Raw genomic sequence first — 21359 nt, 5'->3', positions numbered from 1 at the left:
TGCGCCGTCAATTAGGCAGAAGCACTTTTAATGTATTGCGTTCCGCGTTACATTCTCCTATATACCTTCCCGATGCCTCATGAGGGAAACCATGGCAAACACCGCTCCCCGCAAGGAAATACCCGTATCAATGCGTTTTCGCGATGATGATCTGGCAGTCATTGACCGTGGTGCAGCGCTCACGGGTCTCTCCCGGACAGAGTTTATGCGACGCGCTGCCGTGCATGAGGCGCAGATGGCGATCCTGAACGAAAGCGTCATCCGCCTGTCTCCCGATGCTTTCGATGCCTTTGTGACGGCAATCGAGGCGGCACCATCCGCGCCATCGCCGAAAGTAGTGGAACGCTTGCAGCGCAAGGCGCCTTGGGAAAATTGACCGGTGGCGCTGTCAAATGTCGAGCTTCTTGACGGGCGTCATCGACTTCAGGGGTTTTCCTGTGGCAAGCCATCCCTGGATTCTTGGCTACAGAACTTTGCAGCATCGAACCAGCAACGTGGATTTACACGGACGTTTGTCGTTTGCGACGACGATAGGGTGATCGGCTATTACGGCCTCGCACCGACGGTCATCGAGCCCAACGTCGTATCACGCAAGATCAGAACTGGACGTCCGCCCGATCCGATTCCCTGCCTCTTGATCGGGCAATTGGCCGTGGATAGCCGCTATAGGGGCAAAGGTATCGGATCGGCACTCGTGAAGGATGCCTTTCTTCGCTGCGTTGCCGGAGCCGATATCATCGGCGGACGGGCCATCGTCGTCCGTGCGATCGATGAAGAAGCCGAGCGGTTCTGGCAGAGCTGGGATTTTATGCCCTCGCGCGACAACTCATCGATTCGTATTCGCTCACTGGAGGATATTCGTGCATGGCTTTCAGGTCTCGGTGGATAGAGATGCAGGCGCGCCGCCCTCTGGCTATTGGATGGGCGTTTTTCGATAGCGAGGGTTTAGCAAGTCGCCGTGCGGAAGCGGATGCATGTTTTACGAAATGGCATTATGATCGGCGCAACGCTTGACCGGCGTTGGATGCGGATACGTGAGCCGCGGAACGGGGAGGACGGCAGGATTTGGAACGGCTGAAGGATCTGGACAGTGTTTCCGCGCGGGTCGGCAGCGGGACGGCGTCGCCTCCTTATGAACGACGCGGCGTCGTAGCTGCCGCCGTCTACGAGCATGGGCAGCGTATTCGCGACATCAAAATAGAGGAAGCCGGCGAGTGGCGGAACCGGGAAAATGCCATCGTCTGGATCGGCCTGCACGAGCCGGATGAAGTGCTGCTGCACCAGATCCAGGCCGAGTTCAATCTGCATCCGCTGGCGATCGAGGATGCGGCGCAGCCCCACCAGCGCCCGAAGCTGGAAATTTATGGGGAGGCGATGTTCATCGTCGCCCGCACCGCCCATATGAAGGACGGCGAAATCGTCTTCGGCGAAACGCATCTCTTCGTCGGCCGCGGTTACGTCGTTTCGGTCCGCCATGGGGAGTCGTCCTCATATCTGGCGGTAAGGCAGCGTTGCGAGGCGACGCCGGCAGCGCTTGCCCATGGTGAGAACTACATTCTCTATTCCATCCTGGATTTCATCGTCGACAACTACATGCCTGTCATCGAGGTGGTGCAGGAAGAGGTCGAGATGCTCGAGGATCTCGTGCTGCGCGAACAGTTGGGAAAATCTGACATCGAGCGGCTTTACCTGCTGCGGCGCAAGCTCCTTCGCCTGCGCAACGCCGTGGTGCCGCTTGTCGACGTCTGCCGGCGATACGAGCATATCGACCTTCCCGGCATGGATCCGACACTGCAGTCGCTGTTTCGCGATGTCACCGATCACGTGCGCCGGGTTCAGGAAGATATCGACGCGCTGCGCGAGGTACTCGCCTTCGCCTTCGAGGCCAGCGTCATGATCGGCCAGACGGAGCAGACGGCGATTGCCCGCAAGCTCGCCGCCTGGGCGGCGATCCTCGCCGTTCCCACCGCGATCGCCGGCATCTACGGCATGAATTTCAGCGATATGCCGGAATTGAAATTCCAGTATGGCTATTTCGTCGTATTGGGCGTCATCGCTGTCCTGTGCCTCAGCCTTTTCGGCTTCTTCCGCCGGCGAAAATGGCTTTAGTCAGGACAGCGCTTTCAACAGCCGATTTCGGTGTATCCCGATATAGCCGATGTCGTTCAGATAGAGCCTGGCGTCTCCTGCATCGACGTCTTCCGCGAAGATTTCGTCGCCGGCCGCAGCCCTTGCCAACATGAAATCGACGAGGGCTTGAAGCCGGCTGCAGATCATCTCGGGAAGCTGGCGCCGTTCTTCCATCGTCGCGCCATAGGCGTTGCAGAAGATTTTCGCCCGCCGCAGCTGGTCGTCCAGACCGAATGCCACCGAGGGGTTGGCAGGATCGGAGAGGGGCGCCCAGCGATAGACCGCATAGGCGAGATCCCAAAGGCGCGGGGCGGGATGGGCAGTGTCGAAATCGATGATCCCGACAGCCTCCTGATTGACGGCCGCGACATTATAGGGCGCATAGTCTCCGTGACAGACGATCTCACGTGGCTCCTGCGGCGGCAACATCCATATCTGAGCATCGTCATCCGATTCCAGAAAGCCTTGAGATGCAGTATGAAGATCGCGCAGAAGTCTCGCTGCTGACATCAGCATGCGCTCCGATCCGACAATGGGATCACTGAGGTCTTCACAGACGCGCCCGGCGACGTAGCTGACGACCTCCTGATCGTCGCCGGTAATTTGAATGGGCTGCGGAGCTGCCGAAAAGCCTTTCCTTCCGAGATGGCGCAAGAACCGGTGCGTGGTCGGCGTCCATGCGCCGGATGGTCTGATGACGGTATCCCCGTCGCGCCAGATCTGTCCGGTTCGCCCGCCCTCCAATAATTTCACGCATGGCCTCCAGATTTCAGTTTTTCGATATGGGCCTGAACCGTAGCGGCAAGGTTCGTCTCATGGCAGTTCCGGTAGAACGCCGCCGCGCCCAAAGGCATCCCGTCGGGAATGGCGACGAAGTCGTCAAGACGGAAACCATTTGTAATGCCGAGTTCAGAGTCAGCCAGCTGGCTTTCACACAGACCGCCGATGCGAACAGCCAGGGCTTCGAAATAAGCAAGGTTCTCATCCACCGCCGAAGGCGAAGATGATCTGCCGTGCGCGGGAATGACCAGTCTCGCATCAAGGTCACGGATCCGCGTGAGTGAGGAGCGGATCTGGCGAAGATCATGGGCACTCCTGCTCCAGACTTCGGGAATGGGAGTTTCCACCGCGTCGACGGCCAGGCAGATCCGGAGTTCCGGGATCCAGACGGCGATATGGTCAGGCGTGTGTCCCGGCGTATGAATGAGTTCGAGCGTCAGATCGCCGCCGTTCAGGGCCATCGAGCCGGAGAAGGTGATATCCGGGCCGATGAGTTCGACATTCGCAAACCGCGTCTCCAGTCTTGCCTTGTCCTTCAGGATCTGCTGCGTGGAGGCATCACGCAGACGGTCGAGTGCCGCGGCATGCGCGATGATCGGAGCACGCCCTGAAACCGCAGAGTTTCCCCAGAAGTGATCCCAATCCATATGCGAATTGACGACGATCAGCGGGCGATCCTCGCCTCTGTCGCCAAGCAGATCCAGCGCCATCCGGCACAGCTCGGGCGTGCCGAGCGTATCGATCAGGACATTGAACCTCTCGGTCCGCACAAACACGGCATCGACCTCGTCTCCCGCCCGGAGGATAATGATGCGCTCGTCAAGACCGGGATAGGAGCACAATTCTACCGCTTGGTTCACGTCTGCCCGCCATATTGCAACCGCAGTGATATCATCTACTACATCAAATCTCGTTTGGATGCTCGCCCCCTAAGGGCTCCCAGATGTCCCCTCCACGGGCACTGGCACATCCCACCGTTCCATCACGGCGTTCGGCACAGTGACCGCACAGATCACCATTAGGCTGGGCTTCGAGCGGCGGAGGTTCTTCGGCGTCCATTGCGCCTGGAGCGGGACGGCGCATCGGGGAACCAGCACCTTCGCGTTCGGTTCCAGCACGTTCCAGCGCTGGTGCCCCCTGGCGATCTCCTGCGTGATGAAACGCCCGGCCTCCTCGCGGATTTCGAACAGGCCGTGCTTATCAGGTGCCGAGCGGTCGGTCTCGATGCTCCAGGAGGCGAGGAAGGGTATGCAAGCCGGGAGGGCGGTAATGACGACTATTGATCGAAGCATTGATGGGTGGGCTCTCAACCGCTCTATGATTTCCGGATTGGAAACAGTCAGAGGATCTTTTAGCGCATGGCGGCAATATCTCTACCGGCAAATCCCAAGACTTCCTTCTCTCGTTGAGCGCGACGACCTGGCTGATGATGTCGTCTCCCGTCCGCATGCCCCATGCAGCCGTGAATTGACGGTTTGAGTGGAACAACCTCCGCCAAAGGAAGTTTGCCTGAAAAGCAACTCGAGGCGGCGGCCGATGTTACTCTCTGCGAAGCAGGGTGCTTTCAGCACCCCACCCCGGATCTATTATGTCAACCCGCTACTTCTCCAAGGTATCGATGCATGGCGTGAGGTTTTCGGCCATGCGGCGGATACCGGCTTTGATTATGTTCTGACCGCGCCGCTCTTCGAGCGGGGCGGGGACTGCAGCGTCTTTACCTCCCGGGATTTCGATCGCCTCGATCCTGACCTGCAGCTCGGCAGCGCGGTCGATGATGGGCTATCGCGCTTGGTGGAGGCTGCTGACAAGAGCGGCGTCGGCCTGATGATGGACCTGATGCTCGACGGGAAAGTCGGCGATGCACAAGTCTTTCGTCCGGTCGATCCTCGGCGCTCGCCGCTCGATCCGGCGGAGCCGATGAACACGATCGGGTCCGAGCGGCAATTGCGTTTGTTGGGAGAGTGGACCGAACGGCTATGGCGGCTGTCCGGGCTCGGCCTCTCCGGCTACCGAGTGCTCGGGATTGATCGCGCCGCACCGTCGCTTTTCAAATCGCTGATCGCTGCCGTGCGCGAGAAGGCTGACGCTCAATTTCTCGCCTGGACGCCCGGCACCGATTTCGCGGTAAGAAGAGCGATCGCCGATGTAGGCTTTTCAGGATGTTTTTCATCGATGGCCTGGTGGGATCTCGACGAGAGATGGTTCATCGAGGAGCACCGCGTCCAGGAGGCGCTCGGCTGGCAGGTTGCCTTTCCCGAGCCGCCCTTTGCCAGGCGGATCGCGCATGGGACCGAGAGCCGTGAAATCCTCGAGCGGCGTGCCGTCAGAGCGCTGCGGCTTGCCGCCTCGCTCGGCGGTGGTCTCATGGTTCCGATCGGTTTCGAATATGGTGCGGCGACGCCGCTCGATCCCACGCATGGCGATGGTTCGGGCCTGAGGAGGCTGCGCCATGATCTCGCCTTCGACATCTCCTCCGAAATACGCCTCGCCAATGCCGAGATCGGCAGGTCCGGCCACGCGCGCGCTCCATCGCTTCGCCTGATCCGCAACGCCAATGGGCCGGTTTCGGCGCTTGTGCTATCCGAGGAGCAGGATCTTCGCAACGCATCGAATGTGCGGTTCGTCCTGATTAACAGGGACCTCAGGAGAAGCGCTTCCCCACCGATGACGGCCCTTCGCGAAGTTGCCTCCGGTTATCTTCCCGTCGCCGCCGATGCGGTCCTGCGCCTGCAGGCAGGGGAGATGCGGATCATCGAAGCCAAAGCGCCCGAGCCGATTGCATCCCGGCCAGCTATCGACGTTGAGCAGGCAATCGCTTCGCCGCGGCTTGCCATCGAAAACATCATGCCTCGGGTCGATGACGGCCGATTTCCCGTAAAGCGTGTGGTCGGCGAAGCCGTCACAGTCGAGGCCGATATATTCGCCGACGGCCACGACCCCCTCGCCGCCGTGCTGCTCTGGCGGCCGCTCGATGCCATGGCGGAGTGGAACGAGACAGAGATGCAACTGGTCGAGAACGACCGCTGGCGTGCCGAATTCCTGCTGGAACGCGTCGGGCGCTATGAATTCGCGGTCGAAGCGTGGAGGAACCCGTTCGCGATCTTCCGCTACGAGTTGACCAAGAAGCACGATGCCAGACTGGACCTGAAACTGGAGCTGCAGGAAGGATTGGAGCTCGTCCACAGCGCGAAAGCCGAAGCGCGGGCGGCACTCGGCGCTGAGCTGCAGGCGCTCATCGACAGTCTTGAAAACGCTTCCGATGCCGAGCGCACGGCGATCTTGCTCGACCCCGAGACAGCCGAGTTGATGAAACGGGCCGATAAGCGGCCTTTCCGGCTTCGCTCCACGACAAGCGCCGTCGATGCCGAACGCAAGTCGGCGGCCTTCGCCAGCTGGTACCAGATCTTCCCGCGGTCGCAAAGCGGGGATCCGAACCGGCACGGGACCTTTGACGACGTCATCCCGAGACTGCCGGATATCCGCGGCATGGGCTTCGACGTGCTCTATTTCCCGCCGATTCATCCGATTGGAACGACCAACCGGAAGGGGCGCAACAACAGCCTGAAGGCAGCACCCGGCGATCCGGGAAGTCCCTATGCCATCGGCTCCGAGGAGGGCGGCCATGATGCAATTCATCCAGAGCTTGGCGATTTCGAGGATTTCGGCCGGCTGGTCGAGGAGGCGGGCCGGCATGGGCTGGAGATCGCACTCGACCTTGCGATCCAGGCCTCGCCCGATCACCCATGGCTGACGGAGCATCCCGGCTGGTTCGATTGGCGCCCCGATGGCACAATCAAATATGCGGAAAATCCGCCGAAGAAATACGAGGATATCGTCAACGTCGACTTCTACACGAAGGACGCGCTGCCCTCGCTCTGGGTGGAACTTAGGGATATCGTCCAGCTTTGGGTCGACCAGGGCGTCAAGCTGTTTCGGGTCGACAATCCGCACACCAAGCCCTTCCCGTTCTGGGAATGGCTGATCGGCGATATCAGGGCGCGCCATCCCGAGGTCGTCTTCCTGTCGGAAGCCTTCACCAAGCCGAAGGTCATGTACCGGTTGGCGAAGATCGGCTTCTCCCAGTCCTATACCTATTTCACCTGGCGCAATACTAAGTGGGAGCTCGAGCAATATATGCGGGAGCTGACCGAGACGGCGCCGAGGGAATTCTTCCGCCCGCATTTCTTCGTCAACACCCATGACATCAATCCGGATTTCCTCCAGAACGCGCCGCGCCCGGCCTTCCTGATCCGCGCGGCATTGGCCGCGACGCTTTCCGGACTGTGGGGTGTCTATAACGGCTTCGAACTCTGCGAGGGGCGTCCCGATGCCAAGCGCAAGGAATATGCCGACAGTGAGAAATACGAGATTCGCGCCTGGGATTACGACAGGCCAGGCAACATCATCGCCGAAATCCGGATGTTGAACCGCATCCGGAACGAAAACACCGCGCTGCATTCGCATCTCGGGCTGACGCTGCTGAACGCGTGGAATGACAATATCCTGTTCTTCGAGAAGGCGAGCCGCGCCCGCGACAATGTCCTGCTGATCGCGATCAGCCTCGATCCCCACAATTTTAAGGAGAGCAATGTCGAGCTGCCTCTGTGGAAATGGGGACTTGGGGACGGCGGCGCGCTCGACGCCGAGGATTTGGTCACGGGGCACCGGTTCAGGTGGAACGGCAAATGGCAGAGAGTGAGTTTCAATCCTCAGATCCTGCCCTTTGCGATCTGGCGCGTTCGCGCAGCGGAGGCATGAATGGACACGATGAATTCCGGTAGCGTCGACCCGCTGCTCTGGTACAAGGATGCGATCATCTATCAGCTGCACATCAAGTCGTTCTACGACGCCAATGGCGATGGTGTCGGCGATTTTGCCGGACTGCACCAGAAGCTCGATCACATCGCAGCGCTCGGCGTCAACGCCATCTGGCTTTTGCCTTTCTTTCCCTCACCGCGCCGCGACGACGGATACGACATCGCCGACTATGGCAATGTCAGCCCGGATTACGGGACCATGGAGGATTTCCGCGCCTTTGTTGACGCCGCCCATCAGCGAAATATCCGCGTCATAATCGAGCTCGTCATCAACCATACCTCCGACCAGCATCCCTGGTTCCAGCGCGCACGCCATGCACCTGCGGGATCGCCGGAGCGGGATTTCTATGTCTGGTCAGATAGCGACCAGAAATTCCCGGAAACGCGCATCATCTTCCTCGATACGGAGAAATCGAACTGGACGTGGGATTCGGTCGCCGGCGCCTATTATTGGCACCGCTTCTATTCTCACCAGCCCGATCTCAATTTCGACAGCCCGCTGGTTATGGAGGAGCTGCTGAAGGTGATGCGCTTCTGGCTGGAGACCGGCATCGACGGTTTCCGCCTCGACGCAATTCCCTACCTCGTCGAGCGCGAGGGGACGATCAACGAAAATCTTCCCGAGACCCATGCGATCCTCAAGCGCATCCGTGCCGCTCTCGACGCCACTCATCCCGGCGTGATGCTGCTTGCGGAGGCCAATCAGTGGCCCGAGGACACGCGGGAATATTTCGGCGATGGCGACGAATGCCACATGGCGTTCCACTTCCCGCTGATGCCGCGCATGTATATGGCGATCGCCAAGGAAGACCGCTTCCCGATCACCGACATCCTGCGTCAGACGCCTGAAATCCCGGAGAATTGCCAGTGGGCGATCTTCCTGCGCAATCATGACGAGCTGACGCTTGAGATGGTCACCGACGCGGAGCGGGACTATCTGTGGGAGACCTATGCATCCGACAAGCGCGCCCGCATCAATCTCGGCATCAGGCGGCGCCTGGCGCCTCTGATGGAGCGCGACCGCCGGCGCATAGAGCTGATGAACGCGCTGCTTCTGTCAATGCCGGGAACGCCCGTGATCTATTATGGCGATGAGATCGGCATGGGCGACAACATCTATCTCGGCGACCGCGACGGGGTGCGGACGCCGATGCAATGGTCACCGGACCGCAATGGCGGCTTCTCCCGGACGGATCCGGCGCGGCTCGTCCTGCCGCCGATCGCCGATCCGCTCTACGGTTTCGAGGCCGTCAATGTCGAAGCCCAGAGCACCGACGCGCATTCGCTGCTCAACTGGACGCGAAAGATGCTGGCGTTGCGTGGCCGGCATCCGGCCTTCGGACGCGGATCGCTGCGTTTCCTGTCGCCTGAGAACCGCAAGATCCTGGCCTATCTTAGGGAATATAACGGCGAGACGCTGATGTGCGTCGCAAACCTCTCGCGACTGCCCCAGGCGGTCGAGCTCGACCTCTCGGCCTTCGAGGGCCGCGTGCCGATCGAACTAACGGGCATGTCGCCGTTTCCACCGATCGGGCAACTGACCTATCTCCTGACACTGCCGCCCTATGGCTTCTTCTGGTTTCAGCTGGAGGCCGATGCCGATCCGCCGGCATGGCGCACTGCTCCACCCGAACAGCTTCCCGATCTCGTGACGATGGTGATCCGCCGCGGTCTGCTCGACCTGGTCGATGAGCCGCGGTTGGGACGCGTCCTCAGCAACGAAATTCTCCCCGCTTATCTCGCCAAGCGGCGCTGGTTCGGCGCCAAGGACCAGCCGCTTCAGGCGGCCCGGCTGATCTCGGCGACGCCGATCCCCTATGCTGACGGCGTCGTCCTCGGCGAATTGGAGGTGGAGCTGCCGGATCATAGCGAGTCCTATCAGCTGCCGTTGGCGATCGCCTGGGACGACGCGCAACCCTCTGCTCTGACGCAGCAGCTTGCGCTCGGGCGGGTTCGCCAGGGCAGGCGGGTCGGCTTCCTGACGGATGGGTTTGCGGTCGAGCCGATGGCGCGCGGCATCCTGCGCGGACTTGCCGACCGTTCGCGCATTACCGGGCGCACCGGCACCCTCGAATTTTTCGGAACCGAACGGCTCGACCGCCTCAATATCACCGACGAGATGCCGGTCCATTGGCTCTCGGCCGAGCAATCCAACAGCTCACTGATCGTCGGCGACGTCGCCATGATCAAGCTGATCCGGCACATCTTCCCGGGTGTCCATCCGGAGGTGGAGATGACGCGGTTTCTGACCTGCGCGGGTTACGACCACACCGCGCCACTGCTCGGCGAGATCGCGCACACCGATTCCAGCGGCCGCCGCTCGACCTTGATCATCGTCCAGGGCGCGATTCGCAACCAGGGCGATGCCTGGAACTGGATGCTGAACAATCTGCGTCGCGCGGCGGACGAGTTCGTCTTGAACGATCCGGCGCTTGAGCCGGACGACGAGGTCTTCCAGCCGCTCATCAACTTCGTCGCAATGGTCGGCGTGAGGTTGGGCGAGCTGCACGCAGTGCTTGCTGGAGAAAACGCAGACGAGGCGTTCAGTCCTGTCGTCGCCGGCGACGATGAGGTCGAGGCCATCAAGAAGGCAGTGTCGGGCGAAGTGGCCTATGCCATGTCGAGGCTTGCCGAGCGCGAGGAAAACGCCGATCCCATGATCGATCAACTGGCCGGCCCGCTTCTCGATCGGCGATCGGAACTTATCGAGCTTGGCGCGAGACTGGCGGAGAGCGCCCGCGGCTCGCTGATGACGCGCACGCATGGCGATTTCCACCTCGGCCAGATTCTGGTCAGCGAGGGTGACGCGGTCATTATCGACTTCGAAGGCGAGCCAGCGAAAAATCTGGCCGAGCGCCGCGCGAAGACCGTTCCCTTGCGCGATGCCGCCGGACTTTTAAGATCGCTCAGCTATCTCGTCGCCACCGCCCAGCTCGAAAACGACGCCATTACCGAACATGAGAGCGAGGTTCGCCGCGACGCCATCGCGCGGTTCGGCCGAAGGGCCAAGGAGGCCTTTCTCGGCGCTTATTGGCAGGCGGTTTCGACATCCGCGGCGCTCGCTATGCCGCCTGATCAGCGACGGAGGGTTCTCGATGCCTTTCTTCTTGAAAAAGCCGCCTACGAAATCGCTTATGAAGCCCGCAACAGGCCGAAATGGCTGCCGATCCCGCTTGCCGGCCTTACCGAAATCGTATCGCGCTTAGCGGGGGTAACGGCATGAATGTTGAACGCTCGGAACTTCTCGCCGGCATCGGGCATGATGCCCTCGGGGCCCTGATCGAGGGACGCCATGGCGATCCCTTCTCGATCCTCGGCCCGCACGAAAGCGGCGGCATGACGATCGTGCGCGTCTATTTGCCGGGTGCCGAGGGCGTCGATCTCATCGAAGCGGCGAGCGGCAAGGTGGTGACGCCCTTCAGCATCGCTCACCCCGCCGGCCTGTATGCGGCGGCGATGGGATCGAGGATGCCTTACCGGTTGCGGATCACATGGCCGGATGGCGAGCAGATCACCGAAGACCCCTATAGCTTCGGGCTTTTGCTCGGAGAGCTCGATCTCCACCTGATCTCCGAGGGCACCCATTACAGCCTGAGCCGGACGCTCGGCGCGGTTGAAATGTCGGTTGACGACGTCGCGGGCGTCCGCTTCGCCGTCTGGGCGCCGAATGCCCGCCGCGTTTCGGTTGTCGGCGATTTCAACGCCTGGGATGGGCGGCGAAACCCGATGCGGCTGCGGCAGTCGGCGGGCGTCTGGGAGCTGTTCGTGCCCCGGCTCGCGCCCGGCGAAAGATACAAGTTCGAGATCATCGATGCGCACGGACACTGCTTGCCGCAGAAGGCCGATCCGGTGGCGAGAGCCAGCGAGGCCGCTCCGTCCACCGCTTCGATCGTCGCATCGTCGACGCGGTTTCGATGGACGGACGATGATTGGATGAAGGGCCGGTCGCGACAGGAAAGACTGGGAGGGGCGATTTCCGTCTACGAGGTGCATGCCGGTTCCTGGCTGCGGGAGAATGGCGGACGGTCGCTCGACTGGGTCGAGCTCAGCCAGCGGCTCGTTCCCTATGTTCGCGAGATGGGATTCACCCACATCGAGCTGCTGCCGATCATGGAGCACCCCTTCGGCGGCTCCTGGGGATATCAGCCGCTCGGCCTCTTCGCCCCGACCGGCCGTTATGGCACGCCCGAGGATCTCGCCTATTTTATCGACCGCTGCCATGGCGCCGGCATCGGCGTCATCCTCGATTGGGTGCCGGCCCATTTTCCCACCGACGTCTGGGGGCTCGCCCGCTTCGACGGCACCGCGCTCTACGAGCACGAGGACCCGCGCGAGGGCTTTCATCGCGACTGGAACACGCTGATCTACAATCTCGGCCGCAATGAGGTGAAAGGCTTCCTGATCGCCAGCGCGCTCGAATGGCTCGAACGCTACCATATCGACGGATTGCGCGTCGATGCCGTTGCCTCGATGCTCTACCGCGACTACAGCCGCAACGAAGGGGAATGGATTCCGAACCGCTATGGCGGCCGCGAAAATCTGGAAGCGGTGGAGTTCTTCAAACACCTGAACAGCATCGTCCATGAGCGCTGCCCGCACGCAATGACGATCGCCGAGGAATCGACGGCCTGGCCCGGCGTGACGAAGCCGCCGGAAGAGGGCGGGCTCGGCTTCGACATGAAGTGGAACATGGGCTGGATGCACGACAGCCTGAGCTATATCGAGAAAGATCCCGTCTATCGGAGCTACCACCACGGCACGATGACCTTCGGCATGATCTATGCCTATTCCGAACGCTTCATTCTTCCGATTTCGCACGACGAGGTGGTCTACGGAAAGGGCTCGCTGCTCGGCAAGATGCCCGGCGACGAGTGGCAGAAGTTCGCCAACCTGCGCAGTTACCTCGCCTTCATGTGGGGCCATCCCGGCAAGAAGCTGTTATTCATGGGAAGCGAGATCGCTCAACCCGGCGAGTGGAACCATGACGCTTCGGTGAGCTGGGATGTGCTGGATCGGCCCGCGCATGCAGGAATCCAGCGGCTGGTCAAGGATCTGAACGGCTTCTACAAAGACGAGCCGGCATTGCAGTTCGGCGATTTCCATCACCAAGGCTTCGAATGGGCGACGGCGGATGACGCAGTCAATTCCGTCCTCGGCATGCTGCGGTATGCCCCTGACCGCTCCTCGTCGGTGCTCGTCGTCTCGAATTTCACGCCAGTGCCGCGCTATGGCTATAGGATCGGCGTGCCGCAGGATGGCGTTTGGATCGAGAGGATCACGACGGATGCGGGCGAATATGGCGGCTCGGGCCTCGTCAACGGCGCAGTGTCGAGCGAACCAGTATCTGCCCACGGGAGGCCGCATTCGCTCTCGCTGACGCTGCCGCCGCTGGCGACGATCTTTCTCAAGTCGCCTTGATAGGGCTTCGCCTCCATCCGGTCATTCGTGCGGAGCCGGATGGATGAAGGGCCAGGGGCTTGCCTCCGATCCCTTTTCAACTGGAACTTCGATGAGGACGGGCTCGTCGAGTGCAAGGGCTTTCTCCAGCACGTCCCGCAATTCGTCGGGGCTCGTCGCCTTGAAGGATCGGATGCCGAAGCTTTCGCCGAGAGCGACGAAATCGGGATTGGTCAGATGCGAGCCGAGAGTGCGGCCCTTATAGGTCTGCTTCTGGTCGCGCAGCACATTGCCATAGGCGGAATTGTTGAACACGATGGCGACGACGGCGATCCTGTGCTGTACGGCGGTGGCAAGCTCCTGAACGCCGAACATGAAGCCGCCATCACCCGAAACGGAGATCACGGCCTTGTCGGGATGGGCGACTTTCACGCCCAAGGCGGTGTTGAAGCCGAAACCGAGATTATCCTGATAGCCGCATGTCACATATTGACGAGGACCGTAGGCCGGGAAGGCAAAGCGGGCGGTAAAGCCCATCTGGCTGACTTCCTCGACGAAGAAGCCGTCTCTCGGCAGGGCCTCGCGAATGGCTTCGAGATAGCCAAGCTGCGGCTGCACCGCCGAAAAACGAGACCTTGCCTCTTCATTGAGTTCGGCAAATTCACGTGTGCGATCCTCGCGGCCGGAACCGGCCAGCGCATCGATCAGCGCTTTCGTTCCATCCCTGGCGTCCGCGACGATACCGACATCCGGCTTGAGGCGGACCATTTCGGTCGGATCGATATCGATGCGGATGATCTTGAGCCCCTTGGGAAGCCACTTCCAGCGCATGAACTGCAATTCGAGCCGGCTGCCGACCCCGATCAGCACGTCGACCTTCTTCCAATATTCATAGGCGGCGACGAAATTCAGATAATTCGGATGGTCGTCGGGGACGATGCCCTTGCCGGAGCGATGCGATGTCACCGGTGCCTGCCGCAGTTCCGCAAGCGCGGCGATATCCGCGCCGGCATCCGCCGCGCCACCGCCAACCATGATCATCGGATTACTGGCGCTTGATATCAGCGCCGCCGCGGCGGCGATCTGATCGGGATTGATTGCCGGATGAGGCGCTCTCGCGCCAATGGGAATGTCTACTTCAGGGCCGGATTGTCCGAACACGTCCCAAGGGGCTTCAACCGCTCCCGGGCCCTGGCGGCCGGAGCGCATCTTGGCGACAACCCCCGCCATGATGACACCGGCTTCGGACTGGTGATTGATGCGTTCCGCCGTCTTGGCAATCCCGCGCATTGTCGCGAGTTGATCCGGCAGTTCGTGCAACTGTCCTCTGCCTCGGCCAATCAGGTGCGACATGATATTGCCGGTGATGCAGAGCACCGGCGCGTTGGCGCCGTAAGTGGTGCAGAGGGCCGCGCCCGAATTGAGGACGCCCGGGCCGGGCACGACGGTATAGGCGCCGATCCGGCCGGTGGATTTGGCATAGCCGTAGGCCATATAGGCCGCACCCTGTTCGTGCCTTGTATGGATGAATCGGATCTTGTCGCCGGCGTCATAGAGCGCATCGTTGAAATCATACATGTGGGCGCCGGGGATGCCGAAGACCGTGTCGATCCCATGGGCGACAAGCGATCGGGTGATCGCCTGGCCCGTCGTTTCTTTCCTGCTCATTCGGAGGCTCCAACGGAGTGTTGATTTATTTACTTCAGGCAGCCTTCGGCCCTGAGCGCGGCGACGATGGCGCCGGCATCGGCGGGCTGCATGCCGGCAAGATTCATGCGGCCGGAATCCGCCATGTAGATGCCATGGTTTGCCCTGAGCGCGATCGCCGTTTCCTTACGCATGGAGAGATTGGAAAACAGGCCGCGCTGCCGGCTGATGAAGGCCAGTTCGGTCGAGGCAGCAGCCAGCGCCGCGCGATTGCCGTTGATGCGCTCGCACATTTCTTCGAGTTCGGCGCGCCACATTGCCGTCATTTCTGCGCTTTCGAGAATGGCCCTGACGACGGCAGCCCCATGATCCGGCGGCATGGACCAGTTGACGCGGGCAAGCGCCGCCATGTTGCTTTCCGCCTTTCTGACGTCATCGGCATTGCGAGCCACGACATAAAGTGCGCCGACGCGTTCGCGATAGAGGCCGAAGTTCTTGTCGCAGGAATAGGCGATCAGCGCCTCGTCGACCGCATCGAGGATCATGCGTGTCGGGGCGGCATCCTGTTCGAGGCCGTCGCCGAGCCCCTGATAGGCAAGATCGATGAAGGGCACCAGCCTGTGCGCGACGAGGAGGTCGGTAATCTTTCGCCACTGCTCGATGGTGAAATCGATGCCAGTTGGGTTATGGCAGCAACCGTGAAGCAGCACGACGTCGCCTTCCCCGGCGGAAGACAAGGCGGAGACGACGCTGTCGAATGTCACCTGCTGTGAAGTCAGGTCCACGAAGGCGTATTCCTTCACGCCCAAGCGTGCCGAAGCGAAAATCGGTGCATGGTTGGGCCAGCTCGGCGTTCCCAAAAAAACCTTTGCTGATGGGTTTGCCGTTTGAATGAGCTCCGCGCCGAGACGGAGCGCGCCGCTGCCGCCGGGCGTTTGAATACCGGCGAGCCGTTGGGCGAATTTCGGCGCGTTGCCGAAGATGATCGGCTCAAGCAGGCGCACGAATTGCAGATCGCCTTCGGGGCCGAGGTATTTCTTGCTGCCCTGGGTCTCCAGGAGAAACTGCTCCGCCGCCTTGACGGCCCGCATGACGGGCGTGCGTCCCATGCCATCGCGATAGACGCCGACGCCGAGGTCGATCTTTCCGGGACGATCGTCGGCCTGGAAGGCCTTGATGAGGGCGAGCAGGCTATCGGCCGGCCGGCTGTTCAGTTGGTCAAACACAGTTCCACCTCGCTTTTGCATTGTGGCTGGAGATTAACTGAACTGTCACGGCGAATTTCTGCGATTTTCACCCCTGGAGTCCGCGATCGTGCAGACAATCGGCGGAGGCGGCCTATAATGTGCAGAAAATCACCGTCTGGAGTGATGGTCATGCTTGATCCGTTTGATATCAAATTGCTCGCCGCCCTCCAGCAAAACAGCGAGATGACGCAGGGCGAGTTGTCCCAGAAGGTCAACCTGTCCGCCACTCAATGCGCGCGCCGTTTGGAAAGACTGCGCAAAGAGCAATATATCCAGAGCGTCGTCGCTATCCTCAATCCGGTGAAACTGGGTTTCACCGTCGTCGCACATACGCTCGTCAGCCTTCGAGCCCATACGGAAGGCGGAAACGAGCGGCTCCATCGTTTCATCGAGACTGCGCCGGAGATCCTGGAATGTTACTCGCAGACGGGCGACGCCGACTTTCTGATGAAGGTCATGACGCGTGACCTCGACCATCTCAGCCAGTTTCTCGAAAGAATGATCCGGGTCACCGACAATCTGGCGTCGGTCAAATCGAGCATCGTCCTCAAGACGATTAAAAAGACGACCGCTTTGCCGCTGCAGATCGTGGCGTGAGAGCGGCCGTTCTCACCTGAGATAGTGGATATGCGGGCGCGAATGATGGGGGGAGGCTTCGATGCGGGCTTCGACCGAAAAGACCTCGCGCAGCAGCGCCTCGCTCAGCACATCCTCTGGCGCGCCTGACGCGACGATCCGGCCCTGCTGCATGATAGCAAGCTCGTCGCAGAACATGGCGGCATGGTTGAGATCGTGCAGGGCGACGATGCTGGTGATCGGCAGGCCGGAAACGAGCCGCATCAGGCCGATCTGGTGCTGGATGTCGAGATGGTTTGTCGGTTCGTCGAGGATGAGTTCCTGCGGCGACTGGGCAAGCGCCCTGGCGATGTGGGTGCGCTGCTTTTCGCCGCCCGATAGGCTCTGCCAGCGATCGTTGCGCTTTTCGGCCATGCCGGCGCGGGCGAGCGCTGCCTCGACCGCCTCTTCGTCGGCCTTCGTCCAGCCGGAGAACATCGACCGGTGCGGGAAACGGCCGAGCTTGACGACGTCGACGACCTTGAGATTGGCGTTCGTCGTTGCGTGCTGCTCGACGAAGGCGATACGCCGGGCGATCGAGCGGCGGCTGATCGTGCCGATATCGCTCCGGTCGAGTGTGACGCGGCCGGAATGCGGCCGCTTCAGGCCGGCGAGAAGCCGCAGCAGCGAGGTCTTGCCCGAGCCGTTCGGCCCGAGCAAGCCGAGCATCCGGCCGGGCTGCGCCTCCATGGAGACGCCGTCCAGAATGGTCTTCCTGCCAATTTTCCAGGTAAGGTTGTCGGCCTTGATGCTCATGACGCGCGCTGGAACCGGTAGAGGATGATCGAGAAGAAGGGCACGCCCACCAGCGCCGTCACGACGCCGATCGGCAGGATCTGGTTGGGAATGAGGGCGCGCGCGGCGATGTCGGCGAGCACCATGAAGATGGCGCCTGATATGGCGCAGGCCGGCAGAAGACGGATATGAAGCGGCCCGACGACGAAACGGGCGACATGCGGCACGACGAGGCCGACGAAGCCGATCGAACCCACCATGCTGACGATCGTGGCCGTCATCATGGCCGTCAGTGCGAAGAGCGCCATTCTGGCGCGGCTGACATTGACGCCGAGCGAGGATGCCGCCTCGTCGCCGAAAGCGAAGGCGTCGAGCACGCGGGCGTAGAGCAGGCAGGCGGCGAGGCCGAAGCCGACGACGATCGAGACCAGCGCAAATTCCGGCCAGCGCACGCCGCTGAAGCTGCCGAGCAGCCAGAACATCACGTCGCGGGCCTGCTGCGCATTGGCCGACGTGGTGACGATATAGGAGGTCGAAGCATTGAAGAGCTGCGAGGCGGCGACACCGGCAAGGATGGTGCGGTCCGCGCCGCCGCGCGTGCCGTTCGACAGCAGCGCCACGAAGAAGAAGGCCGCGAAGGCGCCTGCCGAAAGCGATACGGCGCCCGCGCCGACGCCTAAAATGACGATCGCAACGGCACCGGTGGAGGCGCCGGCCGAAATGCCGAGCACATAGGGTTCGGCGAGCGGATTGCGCAGCAGCGACTGCATGATGGCGCCAGACAGCGCCAGTCCCGCGCCGCAGAAGGCGGCGACGAGCGCGCGGCTCAGGCGATAATCCCAGATGACAGTCTCATGGATGCGGTTCAGCTCGACAGCGGTCCAGCCGAGCCGGTTGGTAACGGCCGAGAAGGTGGTCGCAAGCGGGATCGGCAGGTCGCCGATGCCGACGCTGACGCCGATGGCGACAGCGATGAGGCAAAGGGAAGCTCCAGGAGCAGTGCGATGACTGCTCCCAGCTGCCGGAAGAGACGGCCTGCGTGGGTCACTTCAGGAGACCGAGGGCCTTCAGCTGCGCGGCCACCTGTTCGGCCCCGTAGATCGTGCGGATGGTTGGGTTCATCGCCTGGCCGTCCATCACGACGAGCGCCTTATTCTTGACGGCAGGAATCTGGCTGACGGCCGGATCTGTGTTCAGGAAGTTGATCTTGGCTTCGGGTTTGTCGAGTTCCCAGCGGTTGCGGTCGAGGCTGGCGACGACGATGACGTCGGGGTTGGAGGCGATGATGCCTTCCCAGCCGACAGTCGGCCATTCTGCGTCGGCGGTGATCGCATTATGTCCGCCGAGCAGATCGGCGATGAAGGCGGAGGCGCTGTTTTTACCACCAACATAGGCGTCGGCCGACGGGCTGGGGCTGGAAAACCAGAAGACGTAGGACAGGTTCTGGCCGTCCTTGGCAACGCTCCCGCGAAGCTTGGCTTCACGCGCCTTGAAATCGGCGATCAGCGCCTGGCCCCGATCGGCGACATCGAAAATCTGAGAGAGTTCGTCGATCTCCTTGTAGAGAAGATCCATGTTCCACAACTCGCCGCGGCTGCCGTACTGGTCCTTGACGTCCTTGGTGCTGAGGCAGGTGCTCGGCGAGAGGTAGCTTGGGACGCCGACCTTGTCGAAATCCTCGCGCTTGGCGATCTTGCTGTTGGGGCCGACCAGGCTTGGCAAGGCCACCGCCACGAAATCGGGATTTTCCGCGAGCATCGACTCGAAGGTCGGCATTTCGACGGTGAGAAGCTTGACCTTGGCATTTGCCTCGGCGAGCTGCGGCAGAACCCTGCTCGGCCAGAAGGCGGTGCCGACCATCTTTTCCTGAAGGCCGAGCAACAGAAGGATTTCCGCGCTGTTCTGGCCAAGCCCGATCGCCCGCTCGGGCGCCTTCTTGAAGGTCACCTCAGCGCCGCAGTTTTCGAGCGTCAGCGGGTAGGTGGTCGAGCCGGCGAATGACGGAGCCGCGGCAAGGCCGATCAGAGCGGAGAGGCCGCAGGCGGCCAGAAGTGATTTAAAGCTGATCACTGTAGAAATCCCGGTGCGTGAGTTTGTGGGCGGGGGTATAGCCACAGGAGGCGCAGGAAAACAATACCAAAAGGATCAACTTATCGCAAAAATCGACGATGCTGGACACTGCGCCCGGTTAGCTCGCCTACCAGACCATGTCCTAAGTCCAGATACTATCACTATTGTTTTCGAGAAACTTCCGGATCGCCTGCGAGAGAGCTTGTGGGTTCTCCTCGGCCACGTGATGGCCGCTGTCGATGCCGAAGCCGCGCACGTCCTCGGCCCAGTTTCGCCAGATAGCGACGGGATCGCCATAGATCTGTTCCATATCGTCGCGCAACGACCAGAGGCACAGCATGGGGCAGGTCACTTTCCGGCCGGCGTCGCGGTCCTCGCGGTCGTGGCGGTGGTCGATACTGAGGCCGGCGCGGTAATCCTCGATCATCCCGTGGATCACGGCTGGATCGTGGATAATGTCGATAAGGTCGTCATAGGCCGGCCTTCCCATCAGTTCAGGCGAGAGTTTGTCGTACCATGCCAAGGGATCGGCCATGATCGCCCGCTCCGGCTTTTCCGGCTGAGCGAAGAAGAACCAGTGGTACCAGTCCCGGGCAAATTTCCAGTCGGCGCGTTCGAGATGCTCGATCACGGGGATGCCGTCTGCGATGACAAGTTTCTGCACGCGATCGGGATGGTCCATCGCCATGCGGAAGGCAGTCAGGCTTCCGCGGTCGTGGCCGACCACCGCGAAGTTTTCGTGCCCCAGTCGCCGCATCAGCGCGACCAGCGCTTCAGCCTTGGCGCGCTTCGAAGAGTTGCTGTTGTCGGGAGCATCGGCCGGCTGGTAGGAGCGGCCGAAGCCGGGAAGGTCGGGGCAGACGACCGTGTAGTCGGGCGCCAGCAGCTCAGCCACTTTCCCCCAGGTCATATGCGTCCTGGGATGGCCGTGGAGGAGAAGAACGGCTGGTCCTGATCCGCCGTGTCGGACGCGAAGCAAACCTGGTCCGACGTCGACGGAATCGAGAGAAAAGCCTTGGAACATGGTCAGCTGAGCTTGCCCACGAGCTTGGCATAATCCGAAAATGTCGCCCCTTCGCCTTTGCTGCCGGCCTCGCCGGCAAGCTGCAGCACACGGATTGGAAATAGGATTGCCGCCAGGTTGGCGCCGGAGAGCTCATGGTCGTCGTCCTCCTCGATCGCCTTTTTGGCTTTCGAGAGCGCGGCATCGATTTCCGCGCGCGTAAGCAATTCCTTTTCGACGATCGCGTCGCATATCGAGGCCATTGCCATGATCAGGCCCTTGAGCTGCAGATTGGCGGTATTCATGAGAACTCCCGGGTGAAGAAAGGATTTCTAGTCCTGTTCGACCGGCCGGATTGTGTCGACCGAGACCGTGCCGTCGAGGATACCCCGCTTTATATCACGTCTGCCCCGATCGATCTCGATCACGGTGTAAAGCTTGTCGTCACGAAAGGCGCTGGCATTGGCCGTGGTGACATCTTCGGCAGGCGCCGCATCGACTTCCATGAAATCGAGCTCGCGTGCCGCGGCAACGATTCTGGCATCGCCCGGCGTCCGGGCGGCGACGACGATGGCGCCGTGATTGGGAGCGTTGCCCCATCTGGGATCATCGGGTTTGGCGATCGGCTCAAGCCGGTAGATGTTCAGCACCTCGCCGCCGGTTTCGGACGATGCCTCCGCCGCGGCATCCTGCATCTGCGCTTGGCTCTCGACCGACCTGCCGAAGGTCGTCGGGCTGGTCGCATTGTTGATCTCGTCTTTCCCTGTCCTTGAGACGTTCGACATGTCGTTCTCCTTGTCAGGACGGAAACGATGGCCAGCGGGAAACTGTTCCCACGCCGGCAAAGTTTGGCCGTCGACACTGGGTTAGGCCTACCTCCGCAACCCTGCGGCACACCCATAGCCTTTTTCCAGTCGA

The 21359-nt window shown here is 61.4% G+C and carries 17 protein-coding genes and 1 pseudogene; 7 read left to right on the top strand and 11 right to left on the bottom strand.

Annotated features, from left to right (window positions below):
* Nucleotides 1-91: 91 nt before the first annotated feature.
* From NXC14_RS30275 to NXC14_RS30265, 3 genes are all read left to right on the top strand, one after another.
* Nucleotides 92-376 (top strand): DUF1778 domain-containing protein, encoded by a 285-nt coding sequence (locus NXC14_RS30275; protein ID WP_085781699.1) that lies wholly within the window; start codon nt 92-94, stop codon nt 374-376.
* 3 nt (nt 377-379) lie between these two features.
* Nucleotides 380-889, top strand: a complete 510-nt coding sequence (locus NXC14_RS30270) for a GNAT family N-acetyltransferase (protein ID WP_085781698.1) — start codon at nt 380-382, stop codon at nt 887-889.
* 176 nt (nt 890-1065) lie between these two features.
* A complete protein-coding gene (locus NXC14_RS30265; protein WP_085781697.1) occupies nt 1066-2109 on the top strand; it encodes a magnesium and cobalt transport protein CorA in 1044 nt (347 codons plus the stop codon).
* On the opposite strand, the gene NXC14_RS30260 is transcribed toward NXC14_RS30265, so the two are convergent.
* The 3 genes from NXC14_RS30260 to NXC14_RS30250 all read right to left on the bottom strand — a co-directional run bounded on the left by NXC14_RS30260 (nt 2110) and on the right by NXC14_RS30250 (nt 4202).
* A complete protein-coding gene (locus NXC14_RS30260) occupies nt 2110-2883 on the bottom strand; it encodes a phosphotransferase (protein WP_085781696.1) in 774 nt (257 codons plus the stop codon). It lies immediately after the preceding gene.
* On the bottom strand, nt 2880-3770 hold the full coding sequence (locus NXC14_RS30255; protein ID WP_085781695.1) for an MBL fold metallo-hydrolase: 891 nt from the start codon (nt 3768-3770) through the stop codon (nt 2880-2882). Before NXC14_RS30255 ends, NXC14_RS30260 begins: the two co-directional genes overlap by 4 nt.
* A gap of 69 nt (nt 3771-3839) precedes the next feature.
* Nucleotides 3840-4202, bottom strand: a complete 363-nt coding sequence (locus NXC14_RS30250; protein WP_085781694.1) for a hypothetical protein — start codon at nt 4200-4202, stop codon at nt 3840-3842.
* 244 nt (nt 4203-4446) lie between these two features.
* On the opposite strand from NXC14_RS30250, the gene NXC14_RS30245 reads away from it, so the two are divergent.
* From NXC14_RS30245 to glgB, 3 genes are read left to right on the top strand one after another with little or no spacing between them, the layout of a single operon-like run.
* Complete coding sequence (locus tag NXC14_RS30245; protein WP_085781693.1) at nt 4447-7668, top strand: alpha-1,4-glucan--maltose-1-phosphate maltosyltransferase; 3222 nt, start codon at nt 4447-4449, stop codon at nt 7666-7668.
* On the top strand, nt 7669-10950 hold the full coding sequence (gene treS / locus NXC14_RS30240) for a maltose alpha-D-glucosyltransferase (protein WP_085781692.1): 3282 nt from the start codon (nt 7669-7671) through the stop codon (nt 10948-10950).
* Nucleotides 10947-13145 (top strand): 1,4-alpha-glucan branching protein GlgB, encoded by a 2199-nt coding sequence (glgB, locus tag NXC14_RS30235; protein WP_085781691.1) that lies wholly within the window; start codon nt 10947-10949, stop codon nt 13143-13145. The genes treS and glgB overlap by 4 nt, the downstream gene beginning before the upstream one ends.
* Before the next feature lie 21 nt (nt 13146-13166).
* On the opposite strand, the gene NXC14_RS30230 is transcribed toward glgB, so the two are convergent.
* On the bottom strand, nt 13167-14792 hold the full coding sequence (locus NXC14_RS30230; RefSeq protein WP_085781690.1) for a thiamine pyrophosphate-dependent enzyme: 1626 nt from the start codon (nt 14790-14792) through the stop codon (nt 13167-13169).
* A 29-nt stretch (nt 14793-14821) separates the two neighbouring features.
* Complete coding sequence (locus NXC14_RS30225; protein WP_085781689.1) at nt 14822-15997, bottom strand: amino acid aminotransferase; 1176 nt, start codon at nt 15995-15997, stop codon at nt 14822-14824.
* A gap of 150 nt (nt 15998-16147) precedes the next feature.
* Between NXC14_RS30225 and NXC14_RS30220 the strand changes: the two genes are divergently transcribed.
* Nucleotides 16148-16615: an Lrp/AsnC family transcriptional regulator gene (locus tag NXC14_RS30220; protein ID WP_085782060.1), complete on the top strand. Its 468-nt coding sequence runs from the start codon at nt 16148-16150 to the stop codon at nt 16613-16615.
* A gap of 12 nt (nt 16616-16627) precedes the next feature.
* Here the strand turns inward: NXC14_RS30220 and NXC14_RS30215 are convergent, their stop codons facing one another.
* The 6 genes and pseudogenes from NXC14_RS30215 to NXC14_RS30190 form a co-directional block, all read right to left on the bottom strand.
* Entirely contained in the window at nt 16628-17389 is a 762-nt protein-coding gene (locus tag NXC14_RS30215; RefSeq protein ID WP_085781688.1) for an ABC transporter ATP-binding protein, read from the bottom strand.
* A pseudogene (locus tag NXC14_RS30210) lies at nt 17386-18416 on the bottom strand (iron chelate uptake ABC transporter family permease subunit). Before NXC14_RS30210 ends, NXC14_RS30215 begins: the two are co-directional and overlap by 4 nt.
* On the bottom strand, nt 18413-19438 hold the full coding sequence (locus tag NXC14_RS30205; RefSeq protein WP_085781686.1) for an ABC transporter substrate-binding protein: 1026 nt from the start codon (nt 19436-19438) through the stop codon (nt 18413-18415). Before NXC14_RS30205 ends, NXC14_RS30210 begins: the two are co-directional and overlap by 4 nt.
* A gap of 142 nt (nt 19439-19580) precedes the next feature.
* A complete protein-coding gene (locus NXC14_RS30200) occupies nt 19581-20462 on the bottom strand; it encodes an alpha/beta hydrolase (RefSeq protein WP_085781685.1) in 882 nt (293 codons plus the stop codon).
* A 2-nt stretch (nt 20463-20464) separates the two neighbouring features.
* Nucleotides 20465-20746 carry a hypothetical protein gene (locus NXC14_RS30195; protein ID WP_085781684.1) on the bottom strand — a complete coding sequence of 94 codons (282 nt, stop codon included), beginning with the start codon at nt 20744-20746 and terminating at the stop codon, nt 20465-20467.
* A gap of 27 nt (nt 20747-20773) precedes the next feature.
* Nucleotides 20774-21226, bottom strand: a complete 453-nt coding sequence (locus NXC14_RS30190; RefSeq protein ID WP_085781683.1) for a hypothetical protein — start codon at nt 21224-21226, stop codon at nt 20774-20776.
* Between the last annotated feature and the right edge of the window lie 133 nt (nt 21227-21359).

It is taken from the genome of Rhizobium sp. NXC14, from assembly GCF_002117485.1.
Classification (GTDB): Bacteria; Pseudomonadota; Alphaproteobacteria; order Rhizobiales; family Rhizobiaceae; genus Rhizobium.
The sequence above is the reverse complement of the archived record's forward strand: the minus strand, read 5'-3'. Positions and strand labels throughout refer to the sequence as shown.